This window comes from Pseudomonas sp. 210_17 TE3656 (assembly GCF_054821965.1).
Map to the genome: position 1 here is coordinate 5,476,994 of NZ_JBTRBC010000001.1, position 20,959 is coordinate 5,497,952.

Annotated in this window: 17 protein-coding genes and 1 pseudogene; 4 read left to right on the top strand and 14 right to left on the bottom strand. The window is 58.8% G+C overall.

Features of this window, described 5'->3' with window-relative positions; translation table 11 throughout:
* Positions 1-7 precede the first annotated feature (7 nt).
* From ACVI9W_RS25090 to ACVI9W_RS25110, 5 genes are all read right to left on the bottom strand, one after another.
* Entirely contained in the window at positions 8-3,766 is a 3,759-nt protein-coding gene (locus ACVI9W_RS25090) for a YadA-like family protein (protein ID WP_461531657.1), read from the bottom strand.
* Positions 3,767-3,825: 59 nt separating this feature from the next.
* Positions 3,826-4,674 carry a hypothetical protein gene (locus ACVI9W_RS25095; RefSeq protein ID WP_461531658.1) on the bottom strand — a complete coding sequence of 283 codons (849 nt, stop codon included), beginning with the start codon at positions 4,672-4,674 and terminating at the stop codon, positions 3,826-3,828.
* A gap of 107 nt (positions 4,675-4,781) precedes the next feature.
* Positions 4,782-6,386 (bottom strand): response regulator, encoded by a 1,605-nt coding sequence (locus ACVI9W_RS25100; RefSeq protein ID WP_461531659.1) that lies wholly within the window; start codon positions 6,384-6,386, stop codon positions 4,782-4,784.
* A gap of 159 nt (positions 6,387-6,545) precedes the next feature.
* Positions 6,546-6,986, bottom strand: a complete 441-nt coding sequence (locus ACVI9W_RS25105) for a DoxX family protein (RefSeq protein WP_461531660.1) — start codon at positions 6,984-6,986, stop codon at positions 6,546-6,548.
* Positions 6,987-7,205: 219 nt separating this feature from the next.
* Positions 7,206-7,691, bottom strand: coding sequence for an ester cyclase (locus ACVI9W_RS25110; protein WP_461531661.1), 486 nt, complete (start codon positions 7,689-7,691; stop codon positions 7,206-7,208).
* A gap of 112 nt (positions 7,692-7,803) precedes the next feature.
* On the opposite strand from ACVI9W_RS25110, the gene ACVI9W_RS25115 reads away from it, so the two are divergent.
* The gene (locus tag ACVI9W_RS25115; RefSeq protein ID WP_461531662.1) at positions 7,804-8,763 is read left to right on the top strand and encodes a LysR family transcriptional regulator; all 960 of its coding nucleotides are present in this window, start codon (positions 7,804-7,806) and stop codon (positions 8,761-8,763) included.
* Positions 8,764-8,961: 198 nt separating this feature from the next.
* On the opposite strand, the gene ACVI9W_RS25120 is transcribed toward ACVI9W_RS25115, so the two are convergent.
* The 5 genes from ACVI9W_RS25120 to ACVI9W_RS25140 form a co-directional block, all read right to left on the bottom strand.
* Complete coding sequence (locus ACVI9W_RS25120) at positions 8,962-9,687, bottom strand: tellurite resistance TerB family protein (RefSeq protein ID WP_461531663.1); 726 nt, start codon at positions 9,685-9,687, stop codon at positions 8,962-8,964.
* Between the two features lie 176 nt (positions 9,688-9,863).
* A complete protein-coding gene (locus ACVI9W_RS25125; protein ID WP_461531664.1) occupies positions 9,864-10,481 on the bottom strand; it encodes a dTMP kinase in 618 nt (205 codons plus the stop codon).
* A gap of 63 nt (positions 10,482-10,544) precedes the next feature.
* Complete coding sequence (locus ACVI9W_RS25130; RefSeq protein WP_461531665.1) at positions 10,545-11,327, bottom strand: AraC family transcriptional regulator; 783 nt, start codon at positions 11,325-11,327, stop codon at positions 10,545-10,547.
* A gap of 54 nt (positions 11,328-11,381) precedes the next feature.
* Positions 11,382-12,227, bottom strand: a complete 846-nt coding sequence (locus tag ACVI9W_RS25135) for a hypothetical protein (RefSeq protein ID WP_461531666.1) — start codon at positions 12,225-12,227, stop codon at positions 11,382-11,384.
* Positions 12,228-12,265: 38 nt separating this feature from the next.
* A complete protein-coding gene (locus ACVI9W_RS25140; protein ID WP_461531667.1) occupies positions 12,266-13,108 on the bottom strand; it encodes a hypothetical protein in 843 nt (280 codons plus the stop codon).
* A gap of 395 nt (positions 13,109-13,503) precedes the next feature.
* Here ACVI9W_RS25140 and ACVI9W_RS25145 point away from each other — a divergent pair, with 395 nt between their 5' ends.
* The gene (locus ACVI9W_RS25145; RefSeq protein WP_461531668.1) at positions 13,504-13,938 is read left to right on the top strand and encodes a hypothetical protein; all 435 of its coding nucleotides are present in this window, start codon (positions 13,504-13,506) and stop codon (positions 13,936-13,938) included.
* A gap of 3 nt (positions 13,939-13,941) precedes the next feature.
* Complete coding sequence (locus ACVI9W_RS25150) at positions 13,942-14,601, top strand: DUF2278 family protein (RefSeq protein WP_461531669.1); 660 nt, start codon at positions 13,942-13,944, stop codon at positions 14,599-14,601.
* Between the two features lie 30 nt (positions 14,602-14,631).
* On the opposite strand, the gene ACVI9W_RS25155 is transcribed toward ACVI9W_RS25150, so the two are convergent.
* Positions 14,632-15,744 carry an alpha/beta hydrolase family protein gene (locus ACVI9W_RS25155; RefSeq protein WP_461531670.1) on the bottom strand — a complete coding sequence of 371 codons (1,113 nt, stop codon included), beginning with the start codon at positions 15,742-15,744 and terminating at the stop codon, positions 14,632-14,634.
* A 293-nt stretch (positions 15,745-16,037) separates the two neighbouring features.
* Here ACVI9W_RS25155 and ACVI9W_RS25160 point away from each other — a divergent pair, with 293 nt between their 5' ends.
* On the top strand, positions 16,038-17,552 hold the full coding sequence (locus ACVI9W_RS25160; protein ID WP_461531671.1) for a wax ester/triacylglycerol synthase family O-acyltransferase: 1,515 nt from the start codon (positions 16,038-16,040) through the stop codon (positions 17,550-17,552).
* A 165-nt stretch (positions 17,553-17,717) separates the two neighbouring features.
* Here the strand turns inward: ACVI9W_RS25160 and ACVI9W_RS25165 are convergent, their stop codons facing one another.
* The 3 genes and pseudogenes from ACVI9W_RS25165 to ACVI9W_RS25175 form a co-directional block, all read right to left on the bottom strand.
* Positions 17,718-18,197, bottom strand: coding sequence for a hypothetical protein (locus ACVI9W_RS25165; protein ID WP_461531672.1), 480 nt, complete (start codon positions 18,195-18,197; stop codon positions 17,718-17,720).
* Positions 18,198-18,442: 245 nt separating this feature from the next.
* A complete protein-coding gene (locus ACVI9W_RS25170; RefSeq protein ID WP_461531673.1) occupies positions 18,443-18,796 on the bottom strand; it encodes a hypothetical protein in 354 nt (117 codons plus the stop codon).
* 718 nt (positions 18,797-19,514) lie between these two features.
* Positions 19,515-20,854 (bottom strand): annotated as a pseudogene (locus ACVI9W_RS25175) (DUF637 domain-containing protein); the annotation flags it as partial.
* Between the last annotated feature and the right edge of the window lie 105 nt (positions 20,855-20,959).

A 20,959-nucleotide genomic window follows, 5' to 3' on the forward strand; every position in this document is an offset into this window, starting at 1 on the left:
GGAACATTCACCACTGGTAACCGACGCCGACGGCCACGCCGGTATCACCTTGGCTGGTCGTACTGCCTTGCAGCTTGGTCACCCACTTGCCGTTGTCGGAAATTTTCGACACACCGATTGCCAGCGCGCTTTGCCCGCGATAGTTGCCAAGCCCTGCGGCAGCCATGCTGGCCCCTGCCGAGTAAGGCTGCGGCAGAGTGGCCATGGCCATGGCGCCGGCAATGCCCGAGCTGAGGATGTCGTCCTGTTTCTTCAGGTCGTGGCGCAACGCGTTGTAGCGGGCATCGGTGTAGTCATAGAACTGGTTGGAAATGTCGCCCATGCTCTGCTGCAGCTGCTTGACATTCACCGCATCGGTCGGCGCCGTGCCCGCAGCCACGTGGGTGATCTGCCGCTCGTTACCGGCGCTGCCGACGGAGACACTGTTGGCGCGCTCGGCCACCGAGTTGGCGCCCAGCGCGACCGAGTTGTCGGCCTGGGCCTGGGCATCGCTACCCACCGCCGTGGCGTTGCGGCCACTGGCCCGCGAACGGGTGCCGATTGCCGCGCTGTTGGCGCCAGACGCCTGCGCCCCTGCCCCGCCGGCAACCGCGTCGGCACCTGTAGGGCGCGGTTTGGGTTGCTTGCTGGTGTTGTTCACCTGGAACATGCCGTCGGTGCCATTCTGCACATTGCTCACGTCGCCCTCAACATGGCCCACCCGGTTATCCAGGTTGCTGACGTTGGTGGTGACGTTGGCGATTTCGCTGTTGACGTTGTGGATGGAGTTGTCGGTGTACTGCTTGGATTCCGTTACCGCGCCGTCGAGCTGACGCAGGTTGACGGCATCAGTGGCTTCCTTGCCATCGGCAACGTTGCTGAGGGTGCGTGTTTCACCGGTAGCGGCATTGCCCACCGAGACAGTCCCGACACTGGCGTTAGCGGCGTTGGAGTACTTGCCGGTGTAGTTTTGCGCACCCCGGCCGTTGTCGCTGGCACCCTGTCCAAGGGCCACGCTGCCATCAGCCGTGGCACTGGCGCCCTCGCCCATGGCCATCGAGCCGTTGCCGCTGGCCTGGGCGTTCGGACCGACTGCGACTGCGTCAACACCGCTGGCGATAGCGTCGGGCTTGGTCGAGTTGGCGTGGAAGTACTTGATCCCGCCTCCGTTGTTGATGGTGGTGATCGTGCCGTCGATTGCAGTAACGCGACCGTCGATATTGGTGACCCGGGTGTTGGTCTCGTTGAGCTGAGACAGGTTCACCGCATCGCTGTCGTCCTCGCCACGAGCGACGTTGGTGATTTTGCTGCCGCCGCTCTTGGTCACGCTGTTATAAGTCGTACCGCCCAGCGTGATCCTGTTGTGGCTGCTGTTGTCGTACATCACAGCATCCGCTACCGCCCCGCTGGTGATGGCTTTGAGCTGGGCGACGTTGACCCCGTCGGTGTCCTCCGAGCCAGCCGACAGCCCGGTGATGCGACGGCTGCCGATATTGACTTCACCCGTGGCCGTGCCGCCCACCAGGTAGGCTTGGTGACCGAGCGTGCTGCCGTCTGCAACGGCGCCGGCACCCAGGGCGATGCTGCCGTCATGGCTGGCGGTCGCGCCCGTGCCGATAGCGACCGCATCCGCGCCGGTGGCGGCTGAATCGGGGCCGGTGGAATTGGCGTGGAAGTACTTGGTGCCCTGGTTGTAGATGTTCTCGACATGATCGCCCAGATCGGTGACATCGCCCTGCAGCGTTGTGACGTTACCTTCTACATTGGTCACACGGCCGTCGAGGTTGGTGACGTTGGTAGCAGTGGCGTCCACTTGCAGGTTGGTTGCATTCAGCTGCGAGCCGTTGACCGCATCGGTGGAGTGCTCGTTCACCGCGCCGGCAGCAACGTTGGTCAGCACTTGCGCGGCGCCTGGTGCATAGGCATCGCCACCGGCGGCAATCAGTGACAGTTGATCGGTACCCGTACGCTGCACAGGGCCAAGCGAACCGTTGCTTATGTTGTTTATGTTGTTGGTGACGTTGCTGATGTCGGTGGTGTTCTGCTCCACCTGCTGGTTGGTGGCGTGCAGTTGCGATCCATTGATCGCGTCAGTGGAGATGTCGCTGACTTCACCAGCTGCAACGTTGCTGATCTTCTGCGCACTTCCCGTGCCGTGGCTGGCATCGTAAGCGCCCAGCATGCCGTTCCACTGCAGCGCGTCCTGCTGCAGGGCGAAGATGTTGCTGGTGTTCTCTATCACGCGGCCATCGAGGTTGGTGATGGCATCCCCGACATTGTTCACCGTCATGCCATCGAGGCTGTAGTTTGGCGCCGAGATCGAACCGTCGGGATTGACCGCTGAACCGCCGCCCAGTGCGTTGCTGGTGGCGTTGGCCAGGGTATACAACTGCGAACCGTTGATCGCATCGGTAGAGGTCAGGTAAACCCCACCGTTGGCCACGTTGTTGAGTGTCTGCGCAGCCCCCGGCGAATAGGCGTCGCCACCCGCCGCGATCAACGACAGCATATCCGTGCCGGTGCGCTGCACCGGACCGATGCTGCCGTTGTTGATGTTGTTGGTGAAGTTGCTGATCTGGGTGCTGTTCTGGTCCACCTGCTGATTGGTCGCAGCCAGTTGCGAACCGTTCACCGCGTCAAGGGAGCCGAAGTTGATATCGCCAGCGGCGACATTGATGACCCTCTGGCTACCCGCATCTATGCCGCTGGTGGTCACGCTCGGGCCGCCAGCGATGGTCAGGCCGTTGCTGCCAACCCAGGTATCGCCGGTGGTCACCGAGTCGAGCACGAGGTTGTCGGCCATCTGCACCTGCAGGCTGCCACCGGCGTCCACTTCGGTCTTCAAGTTGTTGCCCGAGTAGCTTCCCGCCGTGAGCGCAGCGCCTTGGATAACGAAGGTATCGCCCAGTTGCTTGTCCACCGAGCCGGAATTACCAACGAAGGTTATCGGCGTGTTGCCTACGCTGCTGAGCTGCGCCACGTTCACCGCGTCGCTGTCCTGGCTACCGGCAGCCAGGCCAGTGATCTGGCGGAACTGACCGCTGGCGGCATCGCCCACGGCGACGGCACCCAGGGTGCTCTGGGTGGCATTAATGGCATTGGCCTGCTGCGCAGTGGCGCCGCCAGGGATAAAGCCGGCAACGCCGGCGGCGGTAGCCGCCACCGAGCCGGCCCCCAAAGCCACACTGCCCTGAGTCACTGCCTGAGCCTGGGTGCCCAGAGCCAGGGCATTCTGTTCGCTGGCCAGCGCATCGTTGCCGATCGCTACCGAATCCTGGGCAAGGGCGCGGGTACCCAGTTGAGTACCTTGCGCATCAGTAGCGACATTGCCGATGGCCAGTGAGTTGCTGCCATCAATCCGGTTGTTCAGCCCGATACGGCCGCCATTGACGTACAGCTCGTTGCCCAGGGTCAGCGAATCGCTGCCCTGTGTGCCGTTACCGTAGAAGAGCACGCGCCCGGTCTGGCCCGCCTTGTCACTGGACTCGCAATTGCTGTTGTTGCCATCATACTTCCAGCCCATGTCGCCGCTGACATCAGTGTCGTGGACGAACACGCATGCCGAGTCACTGCTGTCGTTGACGTACAGGCCCGCGTTTCCTGAAACGGCGCGTTCGGTGTCGGAACCCGCTGCGGCCTCAACATCCATACCGTACAGCCCGCTCAAGGCACAGAGGCCGAGCACGGCCAGTGTGCGGCCACCCTTGCCGGCGCTGCGGGCGTATTCCGAGGCAACACACCAGCAGTGCTGGGTTCTGGACCATACAAGACGATAAATCCTGTTCATGAGGGGCTCCCGCCAGGGCTGAACCCTGGGCTGAGTAGTAAAAAATCAGGGGGAATGAATCAGCGCGAAGAAAGCTGCAGGGCGCGGCTGGTCTGGATCAGCAGGGGGCGTTCGATCGCGGTGGGGCGCGACTGCTGGAGGGCTCGCTGGTAGGTGCGCAACGCGCTGCTATGGTCCTGACGGACGTAGTCGAGGTAGCCACCGGCAAAGAGCCCTGCTTCGGTGCGCAGATCACGTTTCACAGCGTCAGGCGCCTGCAGTTCATCAATGTCGGCAAATACTGCGGAGATGTCGGACTTGCCTTGATACAGCGCAAGTAACGCGCGCTGTGGCGCGGTGGCCGGCTGGATGGCCCGGGCCTGCTTCTGCAACCGGGCGCGGATGACTTCGGGTTTCACCCCGGCGTCGCTGGCAGTACGTGCCGTCAGCCACAGGCTCCAGAGGCCTGCGTAGCCTTTCACCTGGGCGTTGGCAGCCTGCTGGCGCAACTGCTCGAAGGCTTTGCGCGACGCGTCGAAACGACCGAGTTCGGCCAGGTTCACCGCTGCCGGAACGGCGATTAACTGCACCTGATCACTACCCTTGAGGGCGTCATAGAATTGCCGCGCACGCATGTGGCGACCGCTGGCGTCTTCGATGAAGGCCTGCTCGGCCAGTGCGCGGTTACCGCCCTGCCCTTGAGCACCAGCTTGCTGAAGCAGCGCCTGAGCGGCAATGAGATCACCTGCCAGCAATCGCGCATGAGCCTGCAGCACCAGCGGCTGGGCCGCAACGCTGGGCGGTAACGAGGGTTGCACTGTACTGGCGGGACCGGCCATGACCACGCCAGCATCGAGAAGCAGGGCCAGGGCCAGCGCGCAAAGAACGCCAGGGCGGCAGCAGGTGGAGCGGTGCGAGCGGCGGATCATGGTGGCAACTCCTGAAAGGATTCGAGTTGCCTACATGCTATTGGCCCCCCTGCCAGAATGAACTCAGAGTCCTCCTGAAGCCGCTATCAGAGTTATTCCGCAATCGTTCATGGCGAACCGGCCTGGGGCAGGGTCAGTTCCAGCTCGATCGCCAGGCCTTGCTCATGGCGGCCGTGGACAAACTTCCCTTGCAGGTACTGCGCCACACGCTGGCAGTGGTTTAAGTCGATGATGCTCTGCGGCCCGGCATGCCCAGACAGCTCCAGCCTCGCCTGCACCTGCCCCTGCCCGCGCACGCACATATCCAGATGGATCCAGACCGGGTTGTCGGCGTCGCCCCGAAACAAGCCGATGGCTGTCGTCATCCAGTCGCTGAAAACCTCGGTATCCAGCCATACCCGCCGGGTATCGATGCGCTGAACGCCGAACAGCGACTGCGGGTGGCCGATGAGGCAGCGACCGATGAACGCAGGCAGGTCGCAGGCTTGAGCAAGCGGCGCGCGCGAACTTTCCTGAAATTGGTACAGACGCTCCAACCGCTTCAAGCGGCCGGTCAGGCTGGAGAGCCCTGGTGTGGCAGGATGCAACGCCAGGGCGTCGATGCACCCTGCCAACTCGCGCAATGACGCTTCGTAGAAATCCGCCTGCCGTCGTGCCTGAGCTTCGGCGACGAGCAATTGATCACGCAAGGTCACCAGTTGCCCTTCGCTGTCGGTGATATCCTGTAACCCGCCCAGTACACCACACGCACGCCCTTGGCTATCACGGTAGGGCACCATCCAGTAATGCATAACCCTTGCTTCGCCAAAAATTTCCACCCGTGTGGTGACCGCCAACGGCACGCCTTCAAGCGCAATGCGGGCAAAGCCTTCGGGGAGCGTTTTGCGCACGGCCTGGGAAAACCAGCGGGCCTCGGTAAAACCCGATCCCAGGGCTTCCTCGGCAGTGATGCGGTAGTAATCGAGGAATTTCTGATTGCAAAACAGCAGTTGCCCTTCTGTCGTTCGCACGAACATGGGGTTGGGCGCGGCATCCACCAGGTTGCGTAACAGGCCCAGCTCCGCCGGAATCGCATCGGCGGTCACCGCTCCCGCGGCAGGTTCCTGGCCCGCCACCAAGCCGTTGCGGCGAGCAATTTCGGCCAGCTCCACGTTCGAGCTAACATGGAGCTTTTCCAGCAGATGCGCCTTGTAGGTACTGACGGTTTTGAAACTGATGCGCAGCTCTTCGGCAATGCGCAGGTTTGAGCGCCCTTCGGCGATCAATTGCAGCACGGCCGACTCGCGTGGCGTCAGGTTATCCAGTTCACTGCCGCCACCCGGTTGCATGTGCTCGCGGGCGAAATGACCACGGCCCGCCAAGACATCACTTATCGCCTTGCGCAGGCTGGTCATGTCCTCGTGTTTGCCAACAAAACCACTGGCGCCGGCCTTGAAGCACAGCGGGGCAAAGTGCGCAGGGTTCTGGAAGCTATAGACCAGCACTTTCTGGTTGCCATCGCGGGCGCGCAGGCGGCGCAACAGATCCAGTCCACCCGGCCCGGGCAAGGCGATCTCCAGAATCACCAGTTGCGGATTGCACTGGCGTGTCAACGTCAGCGCTGTGGGTACGTCCGCCGCCTCATGGACATCCTCGTGTCCCAGGTCCGCCAACAGGTTACGCAGCGCGCTACGCACGATCGGCATAGCGTCGGCAATGAGCACTGTCGCCATCAGATTTATTCCTGGCTCGTCCATTAAGTGCTCAAAGCATAGGTGATAGCCCTGCTGCCCCCCGCCAGCGCACATGCATTAAAGAGGTAAGAGAACGCAAAAACCGGTGCAAGACCGGTTTTTGCGTCGCTACCCAGCGCCAGGCGCTGGGGCGGGGTATCAACGACGGCGGGCGTCGAGACTGAAGCGACCGGCACCGAAGGCCACGATGTGCAGCAGGCCACCGGCCATTGCGATGTTCTTGAAGAAGTGGATGAACTGGTTTTGATCACCCAGGGCGTTATGGAACGCCAGCGCGGTAAACACGCTGAACACCGCCAGCAGCGCAGCAACGGTGCGGGTGCGATAACCGGCGACCAGCGCCAGGCCGCCACCGATCTCAACAATGATCGCCAGCGCCAGCGCCAGTTGCGGAAGTGGCAGGCCCACAGAGCTGATGTAGCCGACCATCATCGCCGGAGCGGCAAGCTTCGAAAAGCCGGAGAGAATGAAGATGGCGCTGAGCAGTACACGGCCAACCAACGAAGCCGAGGCTTGAGTCAACTCGGAAGCGTTCTTTTCAGTAGTGCTGGAGTGAACGGTGTTTGCGGAAGCAGCCATAAGATAATTCCTTCAAAATGTGCGCGACTCACCATGAATCGCTGCAGTGAAGAAATCTTGCGCTGCGCCGCCTCATCTGAATAGCCGACTAATTTAGATCATTAGGTTCGAATAAGTTGGCAAGTAACCTTGCGTAAGTAGGATGTCGCAGTCGGCGATCCGACCGTCACTGACTGCGCTCTGCCCCTTTTCGGGCGCCTTGCTCACCCTGCCGGCGCTTCACTTTTTCAGCACACCAAGCTGATGCAATCCAGTCATCCAGTCTTCCATGTGCCAGGTACGGACGATTTTGCCGTTTTTGAATTCATGGATATCCGTGGCCATGATGTCGATGCGTTTACCGCTGGGCGCCACACCGACAAACACACCCGTCTGAATCCCGGAAATGCGCGAGCGCACGATGACTTTGTCGCCGTCCTGCAGCACCTCTTCAATCTTGATGCTGAAGTCCGAGAACGTGCTGTGCAGATGATGCAGCACCTCTTTGGCCCCCTCAGGGCCTGGAGCCTGGTCGGCGGCAGCGGGAATATCGATCCAGTCTTTGCTCACTATGCGCTCAAGCAGGCTGGGGTCGTTCTGGTCGAACGCGTTATACCAGAGCTCGACATCTCGTTTGTTCTGTTCGACCTGCCTGCCGCTGGCCAAAGCGCTGACGCACACCAGGGCGACGCAAAGCGCAGCCTTCCAGTTTTTTATTGCCTTCATTTCAGTCTCCCTGTGGATCTGGTTGAAACCGTGAGTCGAGCGGGCAATCTAGACTGATGAGACTTTTAGAAGTACCGGGATAATATTGACCATTACGTTCGAGGAAATAGGCATGATTTCTGATCCCGGAACACCCACGCTCGACCAACTGCGTGTGTTCCTCACCGTTGTCGAAGTCGGCAGTTTTGCCGCGGCTGCCAGAAAACTGCATCGGGCCACGTCGGTCATCAGCTATTCGATTGCCAACCTGGAAATGCAGCTCGGCGTCGCCCTGTTTGACCGCCAGACGACACGTAAACCCCAGCTCACCGACGCTGGCCGTACGGTGCTGGCCGAGGCCCGAACCATCGCCAACGGTGTGCTTGGATTGCGTGCCAAAGTGAAGGGGCTACTTCAAGGGCTCGAAGCCGAAGTTCACGTGGTGCTCGATGTGATGCTGCCCCCGGAACGTGTGGTCGATGCGCTGAAATCCTTTCGCGAAGAATTCCCGACGGTTGCCCTGCACTTGCATATGGAAGCCCTCGGCGCGGTCACCGAGTTGGTAATCAACCGTGGTGCAGTCGTCGGTGTCAGTGGCCCCATGAACGAAGGCATCGACGGCATCGAAAGGATTGCCGTCGGCAGCGTGGAGTTGATTCCGGTGGCGGCTGCGAATCATCCACTGGCATCAAGCGACGCGACGGTGCCGGGCACCGCTCGTGAGTTCACCCAGCTGGTGTTGTCCGATCGGTCAGTCCTGACCAAGGACAAGGATTTCGCCGTGCTCAGCAACCGCACCTGGCGCCTGGCGGACCTGGGCGCCAAGCATATGCTGCTGCGTGAAGGTATCGGTTGGGGAAACATGCCCGCGCCGATGGTCCAGGAAGACCTGGAGAGCGGCCGGCTCGTGCAGCTGAACATCCCGGAATACCAAAGTGGCAAATATGACTTCGACGTCATCTACCGCACGGATTTACCACCGGGGCCCGCTGGACGGTGGCTGATCGACCGCTTTGTACAACAAGACGCGATGCTCAATACCGCCACTTGTCGGACAACATTGTCTGGGAGCTCCCCTACACCCCGGGCCTAGGGCATTCAGCCCACTTAACGGGCCGAGATGAGGTGTTGGGTCACGTGGGCTGGTTTATCCGGGAATACTTCGATCCGATTCAAGCAGCTTATGCGCTCGACGAGACCATCACGCTGCCGACTGATTGACTCATGCAATCTCCCGGGCCTTGCCTGCGCTGGCTTCAGATTGATGAAGAGCGCAGGCATCTCAGCCCGGTCAGGCGGCTCCCTTGGCCTGCTGTTCCAGGTGCGCCTGCAATGCCGGATCGATTTGCAGTGCGCCGGCCAGTTCGTCAAGGTAGGCCCGCTCTGCGTCCTGCTGGTCATCCACCAGCATCACGCTGGCCAGGTACATTTCCGCGGCCATGGCCGGGTCCTGGGCCGACTGAGCCACCTCGGCAGCATCGAGTGGCTTGCTGACTTCCTCATCCAGCCATTGCTGCAGCTGCGGGTCGCTGGTTTGACGTTTGATTTCAGCGTAGATCAACTGTTCTTCTTGCTTGTCGATGCGACCGTCAGCCTTGGCTGCCGCAATCAGCGCGCGCAAGATGGCATGGCTGTGGTCCTCGGCCTCGGGGCCGGACAATTGATCGACAGTACGCACCGCCTGTTGCGGGGCTGTCGCCTGGCTGCGCTGCCAGCTTTGATAGGCCTGGAACGCCATCATGCCCAACGACGCCAGGGCCGCATAGTTGGTGCCACCCGCGGAGCGCCCCTGGGCAAGGCCGCCAGCGCTCCCGCCACCACCGCCACCCAGCAGGCCGCCAAGTAAACCACCAAGGCCAGCACCACCACCCGTCGCACTGCCGCCGCCAAGCAGACCGCCCAGCAAGCCGCCCAAACCGCCCAGGCCGTCTTGCGAAGACATGCCGCCGCTCCCTTGTTGCGCTTGCGAGCCCTGCCCGGCCCGAAGTAACTGTTCGAGTAAATCACTGGTGTTCATGGCTCCGCCCTCGGTCGGTAGTCGTTGCCCAGACAAGCAACGATAGCCCCCTCAAGGCGATCCGCCATGACCGTCTGGCCGACGGGAAACCCGGGGCTTACCGAGCAGACCGGTTCGCGGCCCTACCGCAGGCCTTGAGCAGCAGAGCCAGAACATTGGGGACCTGCCTCGTTGAATCATGCAGATCGAAGGACGCTATAGATCTCCGAAACCACCTGCATCGTTGCGTCCTCGATCGTTCCTTCATTACGGCATAAAACCCAGCCGTGATCTGCAACCGCTCGCTCGAACGCCTTGGTACAAGCGACATGTTCTTCCAGCCTGTGCATCACAGTACTGCTCAGCCCGCGCGTTCGTGCCGCTGCCCTCAGCCATGAAACTTCAGGGTCGGTAACAACCCCGACATGCAGGTCTGGCACTTGCACGTTGCGATCGATGTTCAGTTTTAGAATCTCTGCAAACGGGACCATCCGGCGAAACGCGGCATCAGACGGGTACCAGCGATCGATCAGGACGATGCTGTCTGGTGGCTGTTTAGCCAGCACGTGCCGGGAAATCCAGGTCCGGCTATCTGCAAAGCGCTCACAAATCCCCAACTCCAGATCCCGGGTGGGATTTCTGACGAATGTGTTCACCAGGGCCATCGTTTCACCCCTGTAGGGATCGCTTTTTTTCTCGCAAAGACGGATCACCTTTTTGTTGTCTGACCTCAGTACTTTCGTAACGGCCTCCAACAGTGTGGTTTTTCCGGTCCCCTTGGGCCCGTCTAGCGAAACAAACAGCGGACGATTCATTCTTCAAACAACGTATGGGCAGAGATTGGTGAGCACTCTACCCCAGTTTCTGGCTGACGGCTCTTAACGTGCCCCGACTACGCCAAGCATTGAGCTGTAGCTCGACGGCGAGACGCCCATCACTTTGCGGAACGCATTGCTCAGGTGGGCCTGGTCGAAGAAACCCAGGTCGACGGCGATGCGTGCTGGCGCGTCGCCAAGGCGTAGACGCCGGCGCGCTTCGATCAGGCGCAACTGCTTGAAATATTGCATCGGAGGAAGGTTTTTCAGGGTCTTGAAGCTTCGCACCAGATGAAACCTGGACAGATTGGCTTCAGCACACAGGTCTTCAAGCGCGATCGCTTCGTATAAGTTGGCCTTCATGAAACGGATCAACTGTGCCACCCGCAATGGCTCGTCGGCAGTGTCTGGCGTGGTGCGAAAACGCGCCAGCTCACTGAACAGCACCAGCAATGCCTCGTCACGGCCGCTGGCGTTCAGCTGCTCATGCAGGTCGAGGATAGCGCGGAACAGCGCCCTATCCTCGATCACGCCCTCCTGGAACGTGGGCAGGCCATTGACGCTCGCGGTCTGGTCGAGAATGCTGCGCACTTGCTGTCCGTCCAGATGCACGCTGATGAACTGTGCGCCCTCCCCGCAGAACTCCGACGCCTGCACGGTCATCGGGTTGTAAAGCGTCACCTCGCCCGCTGCCACCGCTTGCTGCCTGCCGTTGTACCAGATCCGCTCAACCCCGCTGAGGTTGGCACTAAGCACATACTCTTCATGGGTATGCTTGGGGTAGCGGACACCACTGGCATTGACCCTCGAACATTCAATACGCTCAAAACGAGTCAGATTTTCCATTACCAAGGTCATAGGCCTGCCTCCCTGCAGGAATTGCTCTATGGGGATTATGTATCACCATGGCCGAGCGCTTCCACATGAGTAACCCGGGCCATTTATGAAGCGTGCAGTCGCACGCGTATTGGCATCAGTCTGCGCCGCCAGCCTCACCGAAGCCGGCACCCACGACTTCGACTGATCGGCTACGTCGCAGAGATATTCCACTTGTACCTGGTTGGGTGAGTGGAAGCGTTTAGCCGTGCCGTCGTCCTCCCACATAGCGCCAAAAACGTACTCACTAATTCCATGAAAGTAGAAATAGTCGCACGCCTTGAATGTGCAAGAACCGACCGGCCCCGGACGGTGCCCTCCTTCACTGCCGTTGTCCCAATTACCCTTCTCTAGCCAGGCGTGCCAACCCTCATGTTGGAAATCACCACCCCGTGAGCCGGGATTGGCGTTCGCAGAGGCCGGATTGTACAGCGGGCAGTAAGTAGTCACAGTCCCGCCTGAATAACCGCCAAATTTGTCAGTGCCATCCGCAACCGTGTGGTGGATTGCGTTATGGTAATTACTGCTCTGAGCCTCCGCAGTTGCCCGGTAGTCGATGGTTCCGTGAAACGACTGATCGTTGTTGTCTAGCAGACCATAAGTAAGCAAGAACGCGCCATTCCAGTGCTTCGGAAATTCAAGCACGTTATTACAAGCGTCATCCCAGCCGCGGTTAGTAAAATCATTACCGTCAAGGCCATACGCCTGGTACTCCCAAAGGTAGAATTCTCGCCAGCATCCATGCGTGCTCCATAAGTCCCGGTCGGCTTGGCTCGCAGCGCTCTGATTACACACGGCACCAGCGTCTAGCGCAGCGCCGAGCATTGCGACCATCGTGGCGACTGTGATCAATCCTCTGAAGGTCTGCATGTCGAATCCTCTTTAGGAATCACACAGGATACTCGCGACTAGAATTCTGGAGGTTTTACGTCAAACGCCTTGCTGGTCGTCGCTGAATTCTGCTCGGCCTGGCTTTTTTCCGGGGACGGCGGAACCACATCAGGATGTCTAACCAGAAATTGTTCTAGCTTGCGATTGAACGACTCAGCCCTCTCCCCAGGGTTTCGCCGCACCCGGTCGAGGAAGATCGATTCATCGTTGCGCACATAATGCGAGAGCATCCTGCGCGCTGCGTCTGAATCGCCGTGATTCCATAGGTAAGCGTTGATCGCTTCTGCGCGCACAATTTTTGATGGATGATTTCTGACAATTTCCATCACCAGCGTGTTGGTACGTTCATTATTGAAATACGCGAGGCCATCAACGGCTTTCGCTTGCAGTTGAGCCGCACGCGTCTGCTCGATAATTTCGCCATCCACTACAGCGCCTTCGTTTGGAAGTGGGCGTATAGCGAACTCAGCAAAGAAACTTTCGGCCCCCGGACTGTGCGTTTCACCGAGAAGCGCAAGCGCCAGAAGCGCCCGCGTTTGGTCTGAAACCTGAACGCGTTCAATCTCGTCAATGAAGGCCTGAATAATTTCGTTGTTACTGGCCGCTGCGACGACCTTTGTGCGCGCATCCTCCTTCTCATCGACATGAGAAGCACCTGCCCAGTCCAAAAACTTGGGCACATCGGCGGCAGAAGCTAAAGGCGGCGGGGAATGGAGTTTATACTGGGCCAGGATCGTGCTCGGGCGCGGCCCGGCAGCAGTTGAGGAGCCTGGTGCATCTTGATCGCAGCCTGTAAGCAGAATCAGCGTTGCCGTGACCGAAAAAGCAATGGCTGATAACCGTATCCAATGAGTTTCCATGCGGGTCTCCTGTTCGCTTTAAGCTAAACGTTTGACACCGTTGCCCCGGTTTACAAAGGCAAGTCACGTTGACCCTGTTAACTTCACGTTCACTTCAACATCAAAATGCCTTTAGATTCGTAAAACTGCAGGCTCAAAATCTGCTCGGTGAATGGATCCAGTCAATAAGTCTAGTCGGGTACAAAATCAATTCAAGCTTGTAAACGGCGATAAGGCTTATGAAAAAGCTATATCAGCGTGTGGATGATCGGTGCCACTCGATCGTCTAACCTTTCAGCTCAAGCGAATTTCCTCAGCACCGACTAGAAGCATTAGCTCAGCCAACCATATGCTGGACTGAGAATTTGATTTTTGTGCCTATCTTGCATGCTTCACGCTTAAGTCAGGAGCACAACATGAGATTAATTGTTGAGGCAGTTTCAGCAGAAGACCAGAGCCAGTTCAAGAAGGACCTAAGATTATTGGTTTCGGTTTCGCGAGCGGATACAGGCGAGTCCGTTTCAGGGCTGGCAAAAGCCAATTTTAGATGTGCTAACGCATTTCCATTAGATATGGAAGTGCGCGAGGCATATGAGCTGCTTTGGGACCCCGTAGACAAGGAGCCATCCGGGGTATATTTTCTCTTGTTATCCCTTCGCAATAACGACGTGACTTTCACTTCAACAGATGATCAAGGGGTTACTTCACCTTACCATATAACGTTTCAGCCCAAAGACTGGAATACGAATTGGTGGTGGAACCTTGGTTTGCAGGTACGATTATTCGGTGTCGACGCAGACGGCCAGAAAATTCTAGGCCAGACAGTTATCCGCGTGTTAAAGAAGCCATGAATCATGGGGCTTAGCAATGGCTACGGACTTGTGATCGGTCAGAAGTCAAACTACTTCCGCGATCCACCAGACAACTATGGGCGTTATTACCACGGAAACGTCACTATACACACGCCGAATGGCGAATATCACTGCGCAATCGATGTAGATCCTAAATCCATGCCTGATGGGGTTCAATGGCGTGTCGTACAGATCCGCGCCATTGACTTTGCAAATATAAAGGCACTCTCCGATGGCTGGCACTCACTACCCTCCACCAATGGCTCAGGGGCGGTAGACTACATCAGATCGAAAATTCTACATCCTCCAATAATGTTCTGGAGTGTCCGCTATGACAGCTGCCTCGCCCGGTTTCTTGAGTTCTTGCGATGGAACCCGCCATGGAAGAGTGGCACCGGCTTACAAGCGTTGACCGATCTAGAGTCAGTTATTTCTCAAGGCATCAGATTTTATATCTTTGGCGAACCTTTTACTTCGGGACTCGGCGTCCACAACATCCACCAGAACCAGGGCGATCCAGTCGGCAGTGGGCACGAAACTGAGAATGCCATTTGGCAAGATGGCATAACAATTATCGAAACGAGCCAAGGAAACTTTATTGGGTTTCTAAACAAGTTCAAGACGCAGGCATTCCGTACAGATGACTTCGGTCACATGACCTGACGCCATAGCCCGGTACTGCCGCGCGACTGACTACAGCCCCGAATATCTATCCATCAAAGCGCCCATGCGTGCCAAATACTCACCACGCCCCAGATGCAGAATGTGATTGCCCGGAAACCAGTGCAACGCACTGCCTGGCCAGTGCTGGTGCAGCAGCCGCAGGTGGCGTGGCATGGTGACGCGGTCTCCGGCACCGCCGATGATCAGCATGCGCTCGCCATCCATGCACGGCGCGTAGGTCAGCGGGTTGTGCACGGCAAGCAATCCGCGCATTTCGGCCACGCCAATGCCCTGGTTACGCATCAGCCGCGAGAGCAAAACACCTGTGGGCTGCCACTCAAGGAACGCGTCTATCGGGCTGACCGCCGGGACGATCGGCACGCAATAGGCCAGGCGCTCGTCAACGGCTGCCAGCAGCGCTGCAGTGTAGCCGCCGAGGGAAATGCCGGTCACACCAATATGCTCGACACCGCGTTCCTGTAGATAGTTGATGAACACCCGCAGGTCATGGATCGCATGCAGCGGTGCTTCGTTAAAGGCCACCAGCCCACTGCCGAACAATCCCTGGCCGCTGAACCAGTCGCTGCGTTCTGCGCGACGGCCATGGTGCGGAAACGTGAACAGCAGGATGTCATAGCCCCGCCGATAAAAATCGGCCAACGACAGGGCGTGGGCATTGAGCCAGTGCGGGTCGGCTGCGAAGCCGTGGATGACGATCAGCGTCGGACGCGGCCGGTCGCCATGGCACCAGTGCTGGGCATGCGCGAAGGCATTGCGCTGCATGGCCTCGAACTGCGGGCGAGCGAACGGATTGAGCGGTTTGAACGGGCTGGCAAAGCGCAGCTGGAAACGACGGATGTCATTGCCGGGCAACGCGCGCTCTGAAATGGCGATGTCCTTCGGCGGTGGCAGGAATACCTGAGAGGCGTCTCCCGTGCGTGCTAGCGGTTCGTAGTAGCGCAGCGCTTCGAACTCGCGCTGCAGACGGCCAGGTCTGGATAGCGTAGTAAGCGCGGTCACCGCCACCGTAGCCGACAAGGAGGTGCGCATCACCCGCTCGATCGCGGCGCTGCCATGTATCTTCAGGCGGTGCCTGGCATCCAGTTCGGTACCATCGGCCTGCCGCCAGAAGTCTTCGGACAAACACTCCCACCAGGGCCTGCGTGAATCCCCTGCCCCATCCTCACTCGTGCTCTGTTCTTTACGCCACACGCAAAATTCCCTCAGGCGAGGGGCAGCATAGGTGCCCCGATAGCCTCCAGCTTAAAGACCGCGCCGACCGCGTACTCCCCCCCATTTGCAGGGGGACGGGGCAACGGTAGATCGATGAATCTGCCCGTCGTCGACCTTGGTCGTATTGATGAAACGCGAAGCGCCTGTATTTCAGCTCAATTGATTGCCCCCAACTGCGCCACAACCTTGCGAGAGCGTTAACGATGAGCAAACTCAGCGGGCAAGATGCCCTGTTCCTCAAAGTCGATCGTCCCCATGCCGCGTCGCACTGCACCATGATCTACATCTACGATCAGTCCACGGTAGAGGGGCAACGACTCGGCTTTCGGGAGATCGTCCACCATATCTCGGATCGTCTCGACGTCTCGCCCGTGTTCAAACGCAAGATCATCCAGGTGCCCTTTGGCCTCGGTTATCCCTACTGGGTAGAGGACGACCTGTTCGACATCGACTTCCACGTTCGCCATTTCGCCCTGCCCAAGCCAGGCGACTGGCGTCAGTTCTGCATCCTGGTGTCACGCATCCATGCCCGCTCGGTCGATCTTTCCCGGGCGCCCTGGGAGATGTACGTGATCGAGGGGCTCGACAACATCGAGGGCATCCCCAAGGGTAGCTTCGCCATCCTGACCAAATCGCACCATGCGGCGATGGACGGCGCCGCGGCCGCGGAGCTGACCTGGGCCTTGCACGATCTGGCCGGCGCGCAGGGTAAACCTGTCGCGGTGGTCGATAACCCGCCGGCGGCAACCAGCGTGTCGCCGCGATGGGGCATGCTGGACACGGTTAGTCGCATGTTCACTGACAACATCTCGGCCTCTGCCCGCATGGCACTGCCGCTGGCCCGCGTGTTGCCCAAGCTGGCCATTGCCAGTCTGCGGAAAGTGGCCAGTTCGGTACTGAGCGCTGAAGGCGGCGCACCGCGCACACGGTTCAACAGCAACGTAACGTCCAGTCGGGTCTGGGATTCGGTCACCCTTGATCTTGGCGTGGTGAAACAGATCAAAAGCCTGGTGCCCGGGGCGACAGTCAACGATGCGGTCCTGGCCATTGTCGGTGGAGCGATGCGTCGTTACCTGATGGCAAAAGATGAACTGCCGGAGAAGTCGCTGGTGACCCTGGCACCGGTCAACACCCGCCAGGGCAATGAATCCGTCGCCGCCGGCAACACTGTGTCGATGCTCACCTTCCCGCTGCGCACCGACATCGAGGATCCGCTTGAGCGGCTGCAAGCGCTGCAGGCCGCCACTTCGCAATCCAAAGCGATCCAGAATGCGGTCGGTGCCAACGACCTGACCAATCTGCAGAAATTCGCGCCCCCGGCCACGCTGGGTCTCGCCGGTCGCCTGGCGACGCTGATGGGCATGGGCGGCAAGGGCCCGGTGGTGCTGCACAATTGCATGGTGACCAACGTTCCGGGCCCCAATGTGCCGCTGTACATGCTCGGTGCAAAGCTCGTGTACTGGTGCGGTGTTGGTCCGCTGGTCGATGGCCTGTCGTTGATCTGGAACCCCACCAGCTACTGCGGAAAGATGTTCATCTCGTTGACCAGCTCACCGAACGTCGTCCCCGACCCGGACTTCCTCGCGCAGTGCCTGAAGGATTCCTACGAGGAATTGCAGGCCGTGGCGATTCAGGCAGCCAAGGCCGAGGCTCCCAAGCCAGTGAAAGCAAGGCGCGTTGCCCGAAAAGCGGCCGCGCTGAAGGTTGGTGACAAGTAGATGCTCTAGCCGGAGTGGCCATCAAGGGCGCGTGAAGGCGAAGCAGGCCACTCTGGCCTGCTTCGCCACACTGCCTCGGCAAGGACTAAGCTGGTGCGATGGATCTTCTACTCTCTAGGTGAAGGCCATGAGTGCCCTGTCGATAGCAGGTTGATCATTCCACGCCTAAGCCACAGGTTTCATCTGCGTGTAAACCCAAATTCCCATCGTCAGTAAAGCCACAACAACGATGATGCCTTCGCGCTTGAGCAGGTGCCAAGGCAGCCGCTCGGCCTGGCGCTTGATCACGTTCAATACCCGGGTCCATATTGGAACCCTGCCGCCCACCAGCGCTGCATTTGTGAAATACAACGTGCCAAAGAACACCACCACTGGGCTGGCCCAGCGCATCCAGGGCACATGGCTGGACGCCGAGAAAGCCAGGGCTGCTGGCACCACACTGGGGAGAACATGGCGCAGCACCAAGAGCCCGGCGCCTTGCCGGTACCATCTGCGCGGGAGCAACCTTTGGCTCAAGCGCACATCCAGTGACCGCACCGCCATCGCCAACATGGACCAGAACTGGTAGGCCTTGGTGCCAAACCAGAGCATGCCCACCATCAGCAGCGGCGCGACATTCGGGTTGAAGATGCCGTCCCTTTTCATGGTGCCGCCAAACAGGTAGGCAGCGAAACAAACCGCCAACGACAACCACAGAAAAACACTTACCCCTCGGTAGCTTTCCGGCGGCAGCCAGTCCCGCCAGTTGTCCAGTGGCTTCAGCCCAAGGCGCTCGGGGAGCTCGGGGTACTGGTACTCGATGGCTTGGGCGAGTTGTGTGAAACGTTGCCAGTCGCTCTCGGTAAAGTGGGGTCTTTTGGACCATCAGGTTACAAAAATATCAGTTAACTCTATTCACCATGCACACTATCTATGAAGCGTTGCAGCTCTATTGGATCTCGCTCAGCCACCCCTATATAGTGCTTATAATCATTAACCAATAATGGGTATCCCGCAATATAATTAATGCCAAAGGTGTCAAGCAAGAGCGCGTACTCTGTGCGTGTCTGCGTGATACAAAACTCCCAGCCCAACGGAATCCTTGCATCAATCAAGTCAAACAGACAGCCCGGAACCCAGAACGGTGGCTGACCAGGCGCCCTGACTAAAAAATCCACACGATCAAAAATAAACATCAGCCCATACACCAAATAACTTTCCCCAATCATCAAAGGAGAGTAATCGGTTTGATCCAGTTCACCCAAATACCGTTTCGATGGTGGGATAGCCTCACCGCGACTAGATTTGCAAATAGCTCGCATACTCTTACTCACTTAAGCTTGAAATCATCAATGGCTCCAGTCTTGGAGTTTCTGACGTAATGAATTTCGATGCCATTGATATTCTGGGCTGACTTTACCCAACCATCAGCTGCTGGCCATCGAGGATCAGTCATGGGTACGGGCAGTGGGCGACCAGCTGTAGGATTTGACATAGCTTGCTCCATAGCAAGCTTTTCATTCAAATTAGCAGGAGTAGATCTACCTGTCGAACCAAGGCCTAGTGGCTTGGTTCCTTTTGTATTGGCCCCAGCCTTTCCGAACAACCCTCCGCTCACAGCGCTAAGAATCAGACTATCACGGTCAGCCTTACTGACCGAAGCCCCGTTCTCAATATTAGCTAGCTTTGATTCCGTTGCAATCAGTTCGCTGATAGCAGAGGTGTTCTGCAGTTGGTATCGAGCCAAATCGACTTTCAACTCAAACGGAATGCTACTGTCGAGCTGAAGGTGAGCAATCCTTTCCTGCAGGCTTTTCTGATCATTTATTAGCTGACCAAAAAGCTGTATGCATGTTGAGGGTGCCTGTACACAAGAATCGAAAACCGCATCCTGATTTACGAGACTCAAGTCACGGTATTTTTGCTGAACTTTATCGCACGTGCCAAGCGCTTTACATTCCCGCGCCTCAGCTTCAAACCCATCCAGATCCTGATGCGCCAAGAAATTGTACTGCGTCGAATTTTTCGCCGCCCAAGCCGCCGTTTCGAGCTGGCTCGCACTGGCGTTGCTATCCTGTGCGACCGCAGCGATCAGCCCTACCAGTTGCGAACTCATGCTCAGCAGCGCTTCGCGGTTTTCCGGGGAATAGCCACTGACCAGTTGGTCCAGGTCAGCGACCACTGCCTCGTTAAGCCCCGCACCGGCTGCGCCAGCGGCGAAGCTGTCACCCCGTGCCTTGGCCGCCAGCCCCCCCCATCAGAGCGTGCAACACCACCATTTGCGCGTCGCCGGGCTTCAGGTCGTGGGACTGGCCAAAGTCACCGACCCAGTTGAAACCACCGGCGGCGAAGGTGTTGTAGACACTGTCCTTGAGGGCGTCCCCGAAACTGCCACCTTGCCCCAGGACCTTACTCAGGGCCGTACTGGTGATGTTCTGTGCAGCCTGGTTGGCGGCGAAACGACTGACGCCGCTGACGGTGCCCAAATCCACGGTCACCTTGCCAGTGACGGGGTTGGTCTTGGTTTGCAGGAGTTGGTCGAAGTAGCCGGCGGTCAGGCCGCCGACCACGGCGGCAATGGCCACCTGTTTGAGGTTGTCGCTGCTGAGGGTGTCACTCAGCGTCTGGCCAAGGTTGCCTTTGTTGTTGATCAGGTTGACGGCTGCAGTACTGGCGAGGCTGCCTGCTGCACCAACCCCTGCGCCGGTTACGACGGCTCCTGCGCCCGCACCGCTGAGCGCGCCCGCCGCCGCCATGCCGCCGATAGCGGCCGCGGCGATGGCCACGGCCAACTGGGTGGCCGGGCCCATGCCAGAGTGGCTGTATTTAAAGGAGTCGTGAACTTCCTGCACCTTGCGCCAATCCACATCCCCACGCGCTTCGGCATCCTTCAGCCACGCCAGGTTCGGATCGGCTTGCACCATCGCATCGATGGTCTGGCTGACGGACTTCTGATCGATATGCTTGAGATCGATCTTCAGCCCTTCCACGGCTTTGATCGTCAGGTTGCCCTGCGCGATCAGCTCGCTCTGGCGCAGCGTTTCATCGGTCTGGCCTTTGCCGGAGGCTGACTGCCAGGCCAGATCGCCCTTGCTCTTCTCGTGACTCTCCTGATGCAAGTCTTTGACCGCTTCAAAGGTGACGCTACCGCCACTGACGATCGCCAGGTCATTGCCACTTTCCATCTTGGCGCCCTGGTAGCGTTGATCACCACCGCTGACCAGCGTCAGGTCGCCACCGGTCTTGATTTCGCTACCAATGTTTTTCACATCGGTCACTTCATCACGCCGGGTTTCCTTGCGCCCCCAGTCACCTTTTTTCTTCAAGGGGATCGCCAGAGGCGAATTTCGTTGTCGAGGCGCGCAACGCCAGAAGGGACGTGGTCTGCAGGCCGGTAGCCCAGTTGATACGCGATCACGGCAAAAAAA